The organism is Heliorestis acidaminivorans (assembly GCF_008933955.1).
GTDB lineage: Bacteria > Bacillota > Desulfitobacteriia > Heliobacteriales > Heliobacteriaceae > Heliorestis > Heliorestis acidaminivorans.
The window spans coordinates 29,540-45,552 of record NZ_WBXO01000003.1 but is presented as its reverse complement, the minus strand read 5'-3'; the positions used below and the strand labels follow the sequence as shown (position 1 = coordinate 45,552).

General features: G+C 38.5%; 15 protein-coding genes. 12 read left to right on the top strand and 3 right to left on the bottom strand.

Annotated features, from left to right (window positions below; genetic code table 11):
* Window positions 1-69: 69 nt before the first annotated feature.
* The gene (locus F9B85_RS05050; RefSeq protein WP_151619185.1) at window positions 70-777 is read left to right on the top strand and encodes a response regulator transcription factor; all 708 of its coding nucleotides are present in this window, start codon (window positions 70-72) and stop codon (window positions 775-777) included.
* Window positions 774-2,372, top strand: coding sequence for a sensor histidine kinase (locus F9B85_RS05045; RefSeq protein WP_151619183.1), 1,599 nt, complete (start codon window positions 774-776; stop codon window positions 2,370-2,372). Before F9B85_RS05050 ends, F9B85_RS05045 begins: the two co-directional genes overlap by 4 nt.
* 62 nt (window positions 2,373-2,434) lie before the next feature.
* Here the strand turns inward: F9B85_RS05045 and F9B85_RS05040 are convergent, their stop codons facing one another.
* Window positions 2,435-2,887, bottom strand: coding sequence for a hypothetical protein (locus F9B85_RS05040; protein WP_151619181.1), 453 nt, complete (start codon window positions 2,885-2,887; stop codon window positions 2,435-2,437).
* Window positions 2,888-3,026: 139 nt separating this feature from the next.
* A complete protein-coding gene (locus F9B85_RS05035; RefSeq protein ID WP_151619180.1) occupies window positions 3,027-3,803 on the bottom strand; it encodes a class I SAM-dependent methyltransferase in 777 nt (258 codons plus the stop codon).
* A gap of 205 nt (window positions 3,804-4,008) precedes the next feature.
* Here F9B85_RS05035 and F9B85_RS05030 point away from each other — a divergent pair, with 205 nt between their 5' ends.
* The 4 genes from F9B85_RS05030 to F9B85_RS05015 all read left to right on the top strand — a co-directional run bounded on the left by F9B85_RS05030 (window position 4,009) and on the right by F9B85_RS05015 (window position 7,243).
* A complete protein-coding gene (locus F9B85_RS05030; RefSeq protein ID WP_151619178.1) occupies window positions 4,009-4,719 on the top strand; it encodes a response regulator transcription factor in 711 nt (236 codons plus the stop codon).
* A 13-nt stretch (window positions 4,720-4,732) separates the two neighbouring features.
* The gene (locus F9B85_RS05025; RefSeq protein ID WP_151619176.1) at window positions 4,733-6,220 is read left to right on the top strand and encodes a sensor histidine kinase; all 1,488 of its coding nucleotides are present in this window, start codon (window positions 4,733-4,735) and stop codon (window positions 6,218-6,220) included.
* A 120-nt stretch (window positions 6,221-6,340) separates the two neighbouring features.
* Entirely contained in the window at window positions 6,341-6,817 is a 477-nt protein-coding gene (locus tag F9B85_RS05020; protein ID WP_151619174.1) for a hypothetical protein, read from the top strand.
* A 108-nt stretch (window positions 6,818-6,925) separates the two neighbouring features.
* Window positions 6,926-7,243: a DUF4405 domain-containing protein gene (locus F9B85_RS05015; RefSeq protein ID WP_243138092.1), complete on the top strand. Its 318-nt coding sequence runs from the start codon at window positions 6,926-6,928 to the stop codon at window positions 7,241-7,243.
* 92 nt (window positions 7,244-7,335) lie between these two features.
* Here F9B85_RS05015 and recQ read toward each other — a convergent pair whose 3' ends face one another.
* Entirely contained in the window at window positions 7,336-9,159 is a 1,824-nt protein-coding gene (recQ, locus tag F9B85_RS05010; protein WP_243138079.1) for a DNA helicase RecQ, read from the bottom strand.
* A 271-nt stretch (window positions 9,160-9,430) separates the two neighbouring features.
* Here recQ and F9B85_RS05005 point away from each other — a divergent pair, with 271 nt between their 5' ends.
* The 6 genes from F9B85_RS05005 (at window position 9,431) to F9B85_RS04980 (ending at window position 16,011) form a co-directional block, all read left to right on the top strand.
* Entirely contained in the window at window positions 9,431-10,693 is a 1,263-nt protein-coding gene (locus F9B85_RS05005) for a methyl-accepting chemotaxis protein (protein ID WP_151619170.1), read from the top strand.
* Window positions 10,694-10,852: 159 nt separating this feature from the next.
* Window positions 10,853-11,224 carry a hypothetical protein gene (locus F9B85_RS05000; protein WP_151619168.1) on the top strand — a complete coding sequence of 124 codons (372 nt, stop codon included), beginning with the start codon at window positions 10,853-10,855 and terminating at the stop codon, window positions 11,222-11,224.
* Window positions 11,225-11,514: 290 nt separating this feature from the next.
* Window positions 11,515-12,393 carry a polyamine aminopropyltransferase gene (gene speE / locus F9B85_RS04995; RefSeq protein ID WP_151619166.1) on the top strand — a complete coding sequence of 293 codons (879 nt, stop codon included), beginning with the start codon at window positions 11,515-11,517 and terminating at the stop codon, window positions 12,391-12,393.
* A gap of 343 nt (window positions 12,394-12,736) precedes the next feature.
* Window positions 12,737-12,997: an AbrB/MazE/SpoVT family DNA-binding domain-containing protein gene (locus F9B85_RS04990; protein ID WP_151619164.1), complete on the top strand. Its 261-nt coding sequence runs from the start codon at window positions 12,737-12,739 to the stop codon at window positions 12,995-12,997.
* Window positions 12,998-13,539: 542 nt separating this feature from the next.
* Window positions 13,540-13,923, top strand: coding sequence for a flagellar brake protein (locus tag F9B85_RS04985; RefSeq protein ID WP_170270187.1), 384 nt, complete (start codon window positions 13,540-13,542; stop codon window positions 13,921-13,923).
* Between the two features lie 84 nt (window positions 13,924-14,007).
* Window positions 14,008-16,011, top strand: a complete 2,004-nt coding sequence (locus F9B85_RS04980) for an ATP-binding protein (RefSeq protein WP_151619159.1) — start codon at window positions 14,008-14,010, stop codon at window positions 16,009-16,011.
* Window positions 16,012-16,013 lie beyond the last annotated feature (2 nt).

Genomic DNA, 16,013 nt, shown 5'->3' with positions numbered 1-16,013 from the left:
GAATAGCTTTAAAAAGGCAAAAATAACCGAAATTGTAGAAAAAGACAGTTTCTAAGGTGGGTTTAGAAAATGGAAGAAAAAAAAACCATCCTGTTAGTCGAAGACGACATAAAAATAAGGCGTATGTTGCGCATGTTTATAGAACAAGAAAATATGCAGGTACTCGAAGCGGAAGAAGGCTTTGCCGCTCTTGAAATCTTAGCCAAAGAGGCTGTAGATGTTATCGTCTTGGATCTGATGATGCCTGGCTTAGATGGTTGGACTACCTGTCGAAAAATAAGAGAGCAGGGAGATATGCCCATCTTGATCCTAACAGCTCGAGGAGATGAAGCCAATCGCTTACTTGGTTTTGAGTTAGGTGCTGATGACTATGTAGTCAAACCTTTTAGTCCTCGGGAAATTGTTATGCGAATCAAAGCATTATTGCGCCGTAATGGTCAGGCAAAACAAAAAGTAGATCAGGGAGAAGAAGCGCTTCACTTTCCAGGCCTAGACATCTTTCCAGATGAACATAAAGTATTAGTTGAAGGTCAAAGTGCCCTTCTATCTCCGCTAGAATATAATTTACTTCTCTTTATGGCCAGGAATTCACAACGAGTTCTAACTAGAGATATGCTTTTAGATCGGGTATGGGGTTATGACTTTGCTGGTGATAGTAGAACCGTAGATACCCATGTACGGCGACTTCGAGAAAAAATATCACGTAACTCCGAGAAAGTTGCTTCCTACATAGTTACAGTACGAGGAGCTGGCTATAAGTTTGAGGTCCTACGATGAAGTACTGGCAAAGTATTGTTTTTAAGATATGGTTAGTTTTAATTCTTTTTTCACTAGCTTTACTAGCCCTTACGGGATGGCTTTTTAACGATATGATAGGAACATTTACGGTTCAGCGAGAAACTAGAGATTTAGCTGGCAAAGCGGCTTTAGTTGGATTAGAAAAAGATATGGATCGGGCCACACAATTGGCACATGCTATTTCTTTTGAGACAGGTGCTCTCGTTATGTTTGGAGATAGCAATGGCAGGATAGAGGAAACTTTTGCTCAGCCTATCACATCAATGCAAGAAATGGGAATGGGTAGGCAGGGAAGGCTTCACCGCTGGGGTCAACAAGAACCACTTATGGGACCAGGTATAGGCCGAGAGCTAAAAAGACAAGAAAACACTCTATCCTTTCCCACATTAACTGATGACAATGCACAGATTAATGTAACTGTAGAGGAAAAAATTCAATTAGAGCAAGGTCAAGTGATAAGCAGACAAGGACCATTGCCCTTTCTGGATGTGCCTGTATTAGCTGTATTTGTACCGATCTTAGAAGATGATGAAGTGTCTCGTGTTGTCTATATATTGTCGCCTCTTCATCGCATAACTCAAGATTTACAACAACTACAGATGGGACTTCTTAGTGCAGTTTTTTTTCTTTTGCTTCTTTCTGGTTTTTCCGCCTTTTTGATATCACGAAAAGTAGCTAGGCCTTTAACAAGACTGCATAAGACAGCAGAAGAGATGCGTCGTGGAAATTACCAACAACCTTTAGCAGTAGAGGGAAACGATGAAATTGGGAGATTAGGGCAAACTTTGCACACCTTATCTCAAGAATTAGCAAAGACAGTAGAGACTTTAGAACAGAAGAATCAGCAATTAGCTAGAGGTGTGCAGAGCATGCGAGATTTAGCGGCTAATGTATCGCACGATCTAAGAACACCTTTGTTTTTGATTCAGGGTTATGCTGAAGCATTGCGTGATGACATGCCACGGTCTGCTCAAGAACGCAGGGAGATGGCAGAGATTATTTTGTCTGAAACAGCGAGAATGGAAGGACTCGTTAAAGACTTAATGGAACTAGCTCGTCTTGAATCAGGCTATTTTCATTTTGAGATGGCCTTTTTTTCGCCAGTTCAACTGGTAGAAGAGTTATGTCACAAAATGGCAGGACCTGCTAAGGATCAGGGTATTCAACTACATTACGGCGTACCAACTAAGACGACAGAAAGATCAATAGTCTTACAAGAGATCTGGGCTGATCGAAGTCGCATAGAACAAGCGTTGATTAATCTACTAGAAAACGCCTTGAGGCACACGCCTAAGGGGGGAGAAGTAAGAATAAATCTTGAACCTTCTCAAAAAGGATTAATTTTCTCAGTTGCAGATACAGGTCCAGGCTTAACAGAAGAAGATGTACCACGAGTCTGGGAGCGCTTTTATCGCGGTGACAAATCAAGAAGTCGTCAAACGGAAGCATCAGGGCTTGGACTAGCTATTGTAAAAGCGATTGTAGAAGGTCATCATGGTCAGGTTGGCTTAGAAAATAATCCTGGTAAAGGGGCTAGATTCTTCTTTTTTATTCCTTATAAGAGTGAAGAATAGGAGAATATGAAAAAAGGTTGAGCTATAGCAATTGCTAGCTCAACCTTTTATCTTTTTATTACTTATCTAGACCAGGCTGGACCTTTCTTGAGACCTTGAGAACCTTGTGCAAATCCTTGTCCTTGCCCCATCTTAGCACCAAAGCCTTCACCATTGCCAACTCCACCCGTTACGGATCGAAGCATGCCTTTACCCATACCTTGACCTGCTTGCGTACCTCGCTGAGGAGCTAGGAAAGTGCCGTCAGGTTGAATACCAGGGCAGGCAGAATCGCTACTTTGCCTTACTATATAGTTTTCAGCCATTTTAGCGAGTGCGGCAGTCATTTGTTCTTCTGTAATCCTTCCCGCGTCTACAAGTGTTTGCAATCTTTCCCTGTTCTCTTGTACTCTAAGCTCATGATGGTTAGCCATTGCTTCTGCTTGCTCAGGAGTAACAGCAGAGGCTGAACCGACGAATCCAAAGAGCATAGCAAAACCGAGAGTTAAGGCTAGAATTTTTTTCTTTCCTTTCATGGGCTCATCTCCTTTCCAAAACAAATATTTCTTACAACCAAGAGCAGTGCTCCTAGCACCTTTAATATACCTAAAAAAGATGACAAGAAGGTGTCGACAAAGTTACAGTTTTGTGACACTTTGTAAAACTCCTAAGCACTTATAGTTTTTTAGTAGCTTCTACAATAATTGAATAAGAGCCTTCTACTTGATCTACCTCAGGCCAGGCAAAAAGCCTACTAAAATAGTAAAGACCTTCTTTGCTTTGGTTATAGAAGGACTGAACTTCTTGAACATCATACTTGTAAAGATTAACAATTGTTTTCTCGCGATACAAACAAGTATTAGCTAGAGGTTGACCTAGAACTTTTTGAACCTTGAACCCCTCATCTTCCAATAGAGCGCTAATTGAGCTTACATCAAAAAGGTGTTTATGATGTGGATTTTTGGACTTACCTTCTTTGTTTTTAGCTTCGTAATAAGCATTAGGAACAGAAAGAAGTAACAAGCCATCGTCAGTTAGCAGTTGATGAAACTGTCTTAAGGCCTGCTTCGGTTTTTCCAAATGTTCTAAGGTTTCAAAAGATATAACCATGTCAATAGGACCTGCAATAGATGCGGCGGCAAAAGCATCTTCTTCTAGATCGCAAAGCTTAAAAGACACCTTTTTATTCTTCTCTTGTTCCGCTAATCTCCAGGCTTCATTGACTAAAAAGTCACTTAACTCTAGGCCAATAACTTCTTCCACGGAAGGCAAGGAAGCAAGTAGCAAAGAACCATAACCATTAGCTGAAGCACCATCAACTATTCTGCGATAATTTTTTTCTTTTGCTAGATAAGCTCCATATAAATAGCGGCCTAAATGCTCTAGCTTCATCCAATAAAAAGGCTCATTTTTATCGTAAGGATCACAATAATCATGCTTTTTGTTATTCATGTCATCAGCTCTTTTCTCAAAAAACAAATCTTTTCATGTGAATTCTATGACTTTACTTAATAGTAGATTTTTCGTACTTAAGGAATAGTGTAACATAATTGCAGAACTTAAAAAAATCTAAACAACTATGTAGTACACTTGTACAAAAAGCTTCATAAAATCGTCCACTTATCGCCTTTTAACAAAAAGCAGGAGATGTATAGCTATGGTTAGAAAAATCCTCGTCGTTGACGATGAACAAAAAATTCTCGATATGGTTACCAAATTTCTTCTTACGGAAGGCTATCAGGTCCTTCAAGCTTTAGAAGGACAGAAAGCTATGGACATAGTAATGCAAGAAAAACCAGACTTAGTTTTGCTAGATTGGATGTTACCAGGACAAAGTGGACTTGATATATGCAGAGAGATTCGTAGTACCACGACTATACCCATTATTATGGTAACAGCAAGAGTAGATGAAAGTGAAAAAATATTAGGCTTAGAAATGGGTGCTGATGACTACATTACCAAGCCTTTTAGCCTTCGCGAACTGGCCGCTCGCATTCGATCTGTCCTGCGTCGTTATGCTGTTCAAAGTGAAAAAATTGAGCAAAAAGAAGGACAAAGTCATATCTTAAAGCGCGGTCGCTTGGCCATTGATATAGAAAAATTCGAAGCTACCTTAGACGGCAAGTCTTTACAATTGACAGCTACAGAATTCAAAATCTTACAGACACTAGCACAGCGTCCAGGTATCGTCTATAGTCGTTTACAATTAATGAACATTGTTATGGGAGAAGCTTATGTAAACTATGAACGGTCTATAGATACGCACGTAAGCAATTTGCGTAAAAAAATTGGTGATTCACCAGGAAACCCACAATATATTTTGACTGTCTTTGGAATAGGCTATAAATTTGTAGCATTGACCTCATAAGGAGGAAAGGCTTATGAAATTACGGACGAAAATATTACTAAGTTCTTTCCTCATTATTGTAACATTGAGCTTTGTCTTTCTAATAATTTCCATGTCTACAACAAATACTGTCTTTGAGCGCTATGAAAAAATGGTACAACATCATATAGACGATCAAATGCAAAAGACACTAGCTCACTATTATGTAGCTAATAACGGAAGCTGGCGGGGAGTTCAGCAACAATTTATGCCTTTCTCCCCAAGAGATCGAGGCAACTATAGAAGACCTGCCATGGTGCTTTTTGATCATAATGAAGAGGTTGTGGCGGCTTGGCCTCGCGGTACAGAAGAGCGCTGGGCAGATGTAGATTTTAAGACTTTTGGCCTTACCTTGCCTATTGAAGTAGAGGACAAAGTTGTAGGAACACTCTGGTTACCTTCGCAAAACATCATGAACTTAGACGGCATAAAAGTGAAAGTGCTATCAACCATAATGGCAAGCTTTCTTTTCGCTATTCTTATCAGTTCTTTGCTTGCTTTTGCCATTAGCTTTTTACTGGCCAATCGTCTAACAAGACCCTTGCATCAGCTAGCTGTTGCAACAGAGCAAATCAAGCAAAGGCACTTTGACTTACGGCTACCGATTCCGTCACAAGATGAGGTAGGTAAAGTTGTACAAGCTTTTAATGAAATGAACGAGGAATTACAACGCAGTGAACAAGTTAGAAAAAATATGCTGGCCGATGTAGCTCATGAACTACGTACACCTTTGACAGTTATGCAAGGACAGCTTGAATCAATTCAACAAGGCTTGATTCCTGCAACAGTAGAGAATATCTTACCAATTAACGATGAAGTGATTCGACTCAATCGACTAATCGATGATCTTCGTCAACTGACTCTAGCGGAATCAGGCGCTTTGCCGCTTCGGAAAATAAAGACTAATCTTAGAGAGCGAATCAACCAGATTATAGATATCTTTTCCGTAGAGTTTGAGATAAAAGGGCTTACCGTAGAATTAGAAAGCCCACAAGAAAAAGAGCCTGTTTCACTCACCGTAGATCCCGACCGGATTACGCAAGTTATGGTCAATCTTTTAAGCAACGCTTTAGAGCATAGTCCACCAAAGAGCAAGATTACTATAACTTTTTTCTGGACCTCTCTACCTAATCTACAAGATCAACAAGCTCTAGAAAAAAAAGTGCAAAAATGGCTTCGTAAAGAGTCTATGGAAGAAAACCAGAGCTCTTCCATGGCAGGCCATAAAGGATTGGTCATCGCCATAGTTGATGAAGGTCCAGGTATAGAAGATGACCACTTGCCTCATATCTTTGACCGTTTTTACCGGTGTGATTCTTCTCGAGGTCGACAAAGAGGAGGAGGAAGCGGCTTAGGACTAGCTATAGCTAAAGAGTTTGTCCTTGCCCATCAAGGTATGATTACTGTACTAAAAGGAGAATATAAAGGTACTTGCTTTGCCATCTTCCTTCCTCAGTTAGAAGAAGAGCTTGGGAAATCTTGAAAAAATCTTAAAAAGTGATTCATAAGTACTTGAAAAGATAAGGGTACACTAGTATTAACAGGGCGATGGTTAACGATGGTTAACAATTCTCCTGTAACATAACGAAGTGAGGTGTTCTGCATGCAAGGAAATTTGAAAAAAAGCATTATCGCCACAGCAGTGATCGGCTCGATTTTTGCTGGTGGACTCGTAGCCTTTGCCGCTACTGACTCTACGCAAGAGGCAGGCCTAAAATCTTTCCGTTTTGGTGAATGTCAAAGACCAGCTCGAGGTGAAATGTGTTCGCAAGGTGAAATGAGAGGCTTTGGCAATAAAGCAGGAAAAGGCTTTCACACTATGAGAGGTATGCACCCTGAATTTATGGAAGCACTAGGTATTACAGCAGAAGAAGCAAGAGAACAATTACAAGCTGGCAAGACTTTTCTAGAAGTTATCGAAGCCAAAGGCTTTTCTGAAGCCGATGTGAAGGCCAAATTGCTAGAAGTGCACAAGCAAAAATTTGAGCCTTTAGTTGCAGAGGGCACAATTACACAAGAAAAAGCTGACTTAATGCAAAAGCTTATGGAAACGAAAATAGATATTATGCTCAGCAAATAACTTTCACCCTCTCTATAGCCGCTCACAGTTCAGTCTGTGAGCGGTCAAATTATGGTCTTATTTAGATTAAAGAGATAGTATCAATAAACCTTTGGAGTGAATATTTTGATGACGACAGTCACTTCGGACGCGAGAGAAGAAGGCCTTCAATCTCCTAAAAAATCTAGTCAAAGTATCCTTAAAGTTAAAGCAATAACGTCACTTAGTCTTTTTTTACTAGGCCTTATCGTAACGGTAACAGGTATAGGTCTCTGGATAGCCCCTCATGGACCTATGGCTAGGAGCTTTACTTTTCTGGGCCTGCCCTATGGCTTAATGATGGAACTTCATATATGGCTAGGCTTTTTAATTGTATTGCTCGTACTCGTTCATTTTATTTTGAACTTGAAGATGTTCTATCAGGAGTGGAAACTCTTATTCAAATAGATTTAACTGAACAAACTATATAATAATTAGGTCCAGCTATAGCAATAGCCTTACCTAGAACCACAGAAGAAAGGTTCTGGTAAGGCTATTTATTATTTATCAGGCTTGGTAAACTCCTCAATCAAAGCAAGAAATAAATCTCCATAAAGTCGGTATTTGTTTTCGCCTACACCTTTAATTGATAACATAGACTGTCGATCAAGGGGTTTCAAGTCAGCCATCTCTCGCAGTGTACTATCATGAAAGATAATATAAGGTGGGATTTGCTCTTTTTGAGAAATTTCTTTACGCAAAGCTTTTAAGGCCTCAAAAAGGCTGGAATCTTCCTCTAGCTTCTTGACTAAGGGCTTAAGAACTTTATGAAAAACTTTTTCTTGTCCTTTTAAGACAGCATAAGCTCGAGCCGTTAACTTAAGAACAGGATACTGCCCTTCCGACATAGCCAAATAACCTTCGGCACAAAAGAGATTGATCAGATCAACAATCTCTTTTTCTTTGTATTCCTTCATAATATTGTAAGTAGAAAGCTGATCAAACTTAAACTGGAGAACGCGCTTGTTTTTAGAGCCTTTTAGAACAGCGGCAACCATGGAAGTACCAAAACGCTCTCCCATGCGTTTTACGCAAGAGAAAATTTTCTGTGCCTCAATAGTTACGTCTACCGATTCTCGATCATCAAGGCAATTACTACAATTAGCACAGTCTAAGGAGGACTCTTCTCCGAAATAACGCAATATAGTCTGACGAAGACATTGGGCTGTATAACAATAATCAATCATAGCTTGTAACTTTTTGTATTCGTAGCTTTTCCGTTCTTCCGTCATCTGACCTTGTTCAATCAAAAACTTCTGAACTACAATATCTTGCGGGCTAAACAGAAGAATGCATTCACTAGGCTCACCATCGCGACCAGCTCGCCCAGCTTCTTGGTAATAAGCCTCCATATTCTTGGGCATGTTGTGATGAATTACAAAGCGAACGTTAGACTTGTCAATACCCATGCCAAAAGCATTGCTGGCCACCATAACTTTTAGATCATCATACAAAAATAATTCCTGGTTACGACTGCGCTCTTCGTCACAGAGACCAGCATGATAGCGCCCCACAGAAAAACCCTTGGCTAACAAAAAATCATAAAGAGCATCTACTTCTTTACGTGTAGCGCCATAAATAATCCCTGATTCATTGATATGATCAGAAAGATAGCGAAAAATAAAATCTCTACGGTTTTCACCGCGCAAAACGGTAAAGCTTAAATTCTCACGATCAAAACCAGCTACAGAAGGTGTCACATTTCTCAGGCCGAGTAGATGAATAATGTCATGAATTACTTCTGTTGTTGCTGTAGCAGTAAAAGCTGTGACAATAGGGCGATAAGCTAACTGGGCAATCATAGGAGCAATTGATCGGTAACTTGGACGAAAATCATGACCCCACTGAGAAACACAATGAGCTTCGTCCACAGCAATTTGACATACAGGCAGATTACGAAGTAAAGCTTGGAAGGAGGCTACTTCTAAACGCTCTGGCGCTACATAAATTAGTCTGTACCAGCCTCGTGATGCTTTATAGATTCGCTCTTGTACCTCTTTCCAAGTAAGAGAACTATTAATATAAGTTGCAGAAATACCTAAGTTATTCAAGTTGTCTACTTGATCTTTCATTAACGAGATGAGGGGAGAAATTACGATTGTCAGTCCTTGTAACATAAGTGCCGGAACTTGATAGCAAATAGATTTGCCCCCACCAGTAGGCATTATGCCCAGAGCATCCTGTCCATGGAGAATTTGCTTAATTAATTGAACCTGACCTGAACGAAAAGATGAGTAACCGTAATATTTATGTAAAACAACTTCAGCCTGCTCAATTATAGAATTACAGTGTTGCTGATAACCAGGCTCCTGCACACAAACCACTCCTTGACTCCTCGTACCTAATGCCACGCAAGATGATAAAGTTAATCTTTTTAATAAAATTTCTTCGTATCTCGTGAATATCCTTCCCTTTATCGCCCTACTACTTGAATTGATCAAAAGTCTAATTTCAAAGAATAAAAGAAAGTATAGAAAGAAAGATGGAAAAGAAGGAAAGAAAAAAGTATAATAAATAAGTATCTTTTATATATAAATTGTGAGAAGAAGGGCGAGGTAGCAATTATTCACAATATTCAGTGAAGGAGAGCTCTTTATGAACTTGCGAATGAAGCTTGTCCTAATGATGGTAGCACTTTTAACAGTAATTTTTTCGATTATCTATTTTGTAATGCTTAGCCAAGCTAATCCAAACGTGGGACTATATATAGTGCTTTCTTTTTCTGCCATAGCTCTAGTAGCAACTTCTCTTTACATTATGCTTGGTAACTTAACGAAAGCAATTAGCGATCTGACAGAGGCTATGGAGAAAGTTACTCACCGTGATTTTAGTTTACAGGGCCAAGAGGTAGCTAAGCAGTACATAAAACGAGAAGACGAGATTGGAAGGCTAGCGCAGGCTGTTATAGCCATGCAAGATAGCTTTCACGAATTAGCTGATAAAGTTAGTAAGTCAGCAGAACAACTAGCTTCATCAGCTGAAGAAATGACAGCAAAGTTCCAGCATATGACGACCACTGTAGGGCAGAGCGCTAGAACGATTGAGGAAATCTCCGGTAGCATACATGAACAAGCCAAGGACACAGAACAGGGAGCACAAATTGTAACAGATTTTGGTGAATTAATTGAACAAGAACAAAAGCTTGTGGCAAGACTAAGCCGTTTTGCTAATAACATGATGCGCATCAAAAACCAAGGCGAAGAAGCTTTTCATGAACTGGTAAAAAAAGCTGAGGAAGCCAACCAATCGACAGTACAGGTATATAAAGTAATAGAAAAGAATAATGCAAATGCACAGAAAATAGCTGAAGCTAGTCAGATGATAGGAAATATTGCAGAACAAACGAACTTATTAGCCTTAAATGCCGCTATTGAAGCGGCTCGAGCAGGTGAAGCTGGTCGTGGTTTTACTGTAGTGGCTGAAGAAATTCGTAAGCTAGCCGATCAATCAAATCTATTCTCTAGAGAAATTGAAAAAGTTTTGGCTGAGCTAATCAAAGAATCTCAAAAAGCAGTACAAGTAATTGAAGCGGCTTCCCACCTTGTGGAAGAGCAAAATGAAAGTATTGATATAACAGAGAAAAAGTTTGCCGGTATGGCTGGTGCAATTACTAAAGTCAGGGAAATGTCTGAGACAATTGAAAAGACAGGTCAAGAAATGGACAAGAAAAAAGATCAAATCATAGAAGTCTTAGCAAATCTTACAGCGATCGCAGAAGAAAATTCTGCAAATATAGAAGAAGCATCTTCCTCTGTAGAAGAACAAAGGGTGTCTATGCAGGAAATAGCTACGGCCAGTGATAACTTAGTCCAAAGGGCAGAGACAATGAATGCTCTATTGAAACAAATGAAAGTTTAAGATTTAGGTCTACCAAGTTAATGATGGGCGCATATAAGCCGCCCCCCATAAAATTAATTTACCTAAAAGAGAATGTTAAAGTTATTCAAAAGTAGTTGACTGAATAAAGAATGTATAGGTAGAATATGGCTATTGATTAAAAAGGGGGGCACTTAGTAAATGAATCAATACGGTCAAATGCTCGACTATATGCTTACAAGATTACAAGAGTCGGGTAAAGCGATTAATAAGTTAATTACTAGCGATAACCGCTACAGAGAAGCAGTGATTCAAAGTAAAGAAAACAGTGAAAGCACTATCAAAATCACGCTTACTTCAGGAGATACACTAGAAATTGATACTGATGCAATCAACAAGCTTACCTTTAACGGTTCGCTAGTTGTTAGTGACTTTGAAGAGTTTCAAGATTTGTACGACTCTTTGAAAAAAAGCCTTTACTACGACATGCACTTTGAAGGTTCGGTAGGCACAGTTCTTGATGTTATTTATGATATTAAAGACACTTATGTATCTGTTAGCGGAGACTGGTAAAGAGCCGAAATATTTCTATTCTTAAGTTATACCTGAACCAGAGCAACCATTATGGCAAAAGCTCTGGTTTTTTTGTTTTTTTCTATCTAGAACAAGCATTTTCGGCAGTATTCACAGCATACAATAGTAATTTGAGATTTGAAGAGCCCCTTTTTTTTATGTAAACTAGTGAGTTGATGGAGAGTATCAAAGTATTACTGAAAACAATATTAATAAACAAAGAAGTTCAGAGAGAAAAAACAGATGAACTATAAATAAAAGTACCCTAATAAATAGAAGAGGAGTAGAGAATGAGCATTAAGACGTTTACAGAAGAACACACGGAAGGTTACAATCTCCAGTGGAAAATAAAGTCAATACTACATCAGGAGACTAGTGCTTATCAAGAGATTACGGTAGCAGAGACAGTGCAATTTGGACGTTGTCTAATTTTAGATGGTGCTATGCAAATCACTGTTCAGGATGCTTTCATCTACCATGAATTGATGGCCCATATCTGTTTGGCCAGTCACCCTCATCCACAACAGGTACTGATCATCGGTGGCGGTGACGGTGGCATGATCAAAGAAGTGCTCAAACATCCTATGGTAGAAAAGATTACCCTTGTCGAAATTGATGAGCGTGTAGTAGCTCTATCGAAGAAATATTTACCTGAGTTTAGTCGCTCTTTAGAACACCCTAAAGTAAATGTTGTTATTGAAGACGGCTTTGATTTTATTGCCAAGCACAAAAATCAATTTGATGTTATTCTAGTAGACTCCAGTGATCCCTCTGGACCTGCAGCACCGCTATTTTCAAGTAAGTTCTATGAGCTTGTAGAAGCAGGATTAAAAGACAAAGGAATATTTACGGCCCAGATCGGCTCGCCTCTTTTTGAATTAGAAAAGTTAAAAACAGTCTATAAAAGGGTAAAAAAATTATTCCAGAATACCAGCTATTATATGGCCTCAATTCCGACGTACAGTACAGGGCCTTATAGCCTAATCTACGGCTCAAAAGGAATAGATCCCCTTGAACTTCGCGACGTTTCATACCTTGACGGACAGACACGATACTACACACCAGAGATTCATCGAGCCTCTTTTGCACTACCACCTTTTATTCAAGAAGTTCTTCAAGAATCAACGGAGTCAAAAGTTTTATCAGCACAATCTAGAAAGCAAATATAACTACAATCATGTCTAGTTTTTCAAATAGAATCGTTTTAGTCTTCTTAGGCCTTCCTGCATCAGATACCTTTTTCTGGTACAGGAAGGCTATTGTTTTTTTCAAAAACTTTTCTCTCTGCCCATATACCTAAGCTTTTTATCTCCTGTTCTTATAGAGAAGAAAGATTAACAAATAATGTGCAAAAGATGACAAATGAAATTGCAACTGCTATAAAAGGTATTATCTTCTATCCTTTAAATTTTATATAAAAAGGGGCTAGACTTATATTAACTTGAATGGTATTATAAGGGTGTCAAACGGTGTCGAATCTTGATGAATTATATTAAGGGGGATTTATACATTATGAAATCAACAGGTATTGTACGAAAAGTGGACGAGCTAGGTCGGGTTGTAATACCTATCGAGTTACGCCGCACAATGGGCATTGATGAGAAAGATTCCTTGGAGATCTACGTTGACAACGAAAAGATAATCCTCAAGAAATATGAGCCAGCTTGTGTTTTCTGTGGGAGTGCTGTAGATGTGCAGAATTTCCGAGGCAAAGTAGTATGTAATGAATGTGCTATTTCCATGGGGCAGAATGCTACTTCCGTAGCAGGTTAATGACCCATCTGAACATAGGTTATTGCAATATTTTTTACAGCCATAGGAGTGTTAAAATTAATATTCCGAACATAAAAGGCGAGAGATAAGAAACTTATCTTTCGCCTTTTTATATACATAAAACTAACTAAATTAGAGAAATATTGACAGCGACTTACTGTAGAATTCTTGTTGAGGTGGATTACGATCTTCCTGTGTAGTATAAAGCCGGGGTTTTCTGGTTCTGGCAAAGGAGGAAGCGATTCATCTGTAAAAGACTCTAAATAAGGGCTTTCGACAGGACTGAGAAAAATAAAGTAAAGCTTCATAGTGAAATTCCAAAAAAAAAGAAAAAAGGAAGGACATTGTAATAAGCTGTAGAAATATTTATTAATTATAGTAACGCAATGGTTGTAGAGAGGTTATGTTATGTAGCTCAAAAGAAAAGAGAGAACTATTACAATACCATATAAGCCTAATAACTTTTATAAATTAGAATAGAGATAATTATAAAAGTTTATAGAAATAATTGATCTTACATATTTGCAGAATGGGTGATGAGAATGAAGTGTCGTCGCAACTTTTACCGTATTGATTTTTTGTTATCTGCTATTTACACTCCGCAACTAGACATAAGTCAAATGGATGAATGGGATTGGCATGATTGTTTGATTGCAAACCTTTCATTAGGTGGTGCAAGTATTATAACCAAAGAAGAAAGAAAGTCTGGAGAACAACTGTGGTTAGAATTCAACTTAGATACAAACAATATTTTATGCAATATGCTTGTTTGTCACGTTGAAAAATTAAAAACAGAAACATCGCACTCTTATAAGCTTGGTGTTCAATTTTCAAATATTCTGGAAAATGATAAAAATATAATAGCTCGTTATGTCGCAAAATATCAAATGAAAGAAATGCGAAGTAAGGGAGCAAATCAAGCTTGAAATGACCTAAAAGAGCACCTTATCTCAAGAGAAACATTGATATAAAATAGCAATCTTACTTGGTCCGAGTGTGGGGGGATATATGTGCGTGTAGCAATTGTAGATGATGATCTAGGTGCAATTGAGCGACTCAAATTACTAATCAATGATATCTCTGGCGTAGAAGTGATAGGTACGGCAAGAGATCAAAGTGAACTAATTGAAATAATTGCTCTTGAAGAGTTAGATGCTATTTTTTTAGATGTAGAATTTGATGGTAAAGACGGGATAGATATAGCTAGAACCCTCCTCGTAGGTAAAGATATAGAAGTTGTAATTGTCACAGGGTACTCTGAGAACTCTCTGCGAGCTTATGAAATTAAGCCTATTGACTTTATTCTCAAACCACTTACCGAAAAAGCAGTCAGAAGAAGTATCTTTCGTTTAACTGAAAGAATTCAAGAAAAAAGAAGACTTCAAAAAGCAGAAGAAGGAGAACGACTACTCAGTGATATTTCTTTTCAAGTCCTCGAATGGCAACCTTTAGATAAAATCCTAAAGTTTGTTTGTGAAAGAATGGTACAAATATTTGAGTTGCCTTTAGTTTGGGTTGGCATTAAAAATCAAGATGAAACTGTTTCCATCGAAGCTTATGCTGGCGAACTAGGTGATCAACTTCTCTCCTTACGCTTACACAGTGATGAAGTCTATAGGAGGTCTCAACCTTTTCTGGCTGAAAATATTGTAGAAGCACTGAACATGCGTATGGAAGGTTTACTTATTACGGACTCACACTTTCAGCTTCAAGAAGAAGAAAAAGTTCTTGAAGAAGTGCGTTTTTGTGTAATTGTTCCATTAAAGACCAAAAAAGGTGTGCAGGGATACCTTGCGCTATACGCTGGTACTTATGAACTATTACAAGCAAGACAAGTAGCAGCGTTCAAAAGATGTGCCGAACAAGTTTCCATTGCCTTAGCTGGTGCAGTGCGGCGACAAGAGATAAATCTCTTAACAACTGCTGTTGAATCTACAGCTAATGCAATATTAATTACAGACTCTAGGGGTGTTATCTCTTGGAATAATAAAGCTTTGGAAGACTTAACTGGCTTTACAGCACAAGAGATCCGCGGGAAAACTCCTTCGCTATGGAAATCAGGTCACCATAGTCATAGCTTTTATGAAACGATGTGGTCGACCATATTATTAGGAAAGGTATGGAAAGGAGAAACAATTAACAAACGTAAAGGAGGGAGCTTATACGTAGAAGAAATGACAATTACGCCTGTTACAGATGATCAAGGCCATATTGTTAACTTTGTTGCTGTCAAAGAAGATATTAGTCAAAGAAGAGCAGATGAAAAAGCACTGCTTAAAGCTAAGGAAGAGGCTGTAGAAGCAGAACGTATCAAAAGCGAATTTGTTTCAATTATTAGTCATGAATTACGGACACCACTTAACGGCATTCTAGGTATGAATGAGCTCTTAATAGAGACGGAGCTAGACGATGAACAACAAATGTTTAGTTCAACAGTGCAAAAATCTGCTCAAGATCTCTTGAAAATCATAGAAGCTTTATTAACCTTTAGTGATATCAAGGCAGGAAATAAAAGCTTAAAACCAGTTTTATTTGACATGCACACTTTTTTACAAGAATTAACGGAACGGAAAAACTACGCCATCATTAACAAAGGCTTAACGCTGATCAAGAAGGTTGATCCAGCTATTAAAGGTTATTGGTGTGGCGATCCTTTACGGCTAAGACAGATTTTAGATTACTTATTAGATAACGCCATCAAATTCACAGACAAAGGAGAAATACTATTAAGAGTGACTATAGAACAAGAAGGTAATCAGGAATGGTTGCGTTTTGATGTTGCTGATAAAGGCGTAGGCATGACAAAAACTATACTAGAAAAATTATTTTTGCCTTTTGTACAAAGTGATAGCTCCCTAGAACGAAAGTATGGTGGTATTGGACTAGGCTTGACAATTAGTAAATACCTCGTTGAATTGATGGGAGGAACTATTTGGGTAACTAGTGTGGAGAATGAAGGAACAACTGTATCATTTAGATTACCTAATGATCATAAAGGTGAATTAGATATATAGAT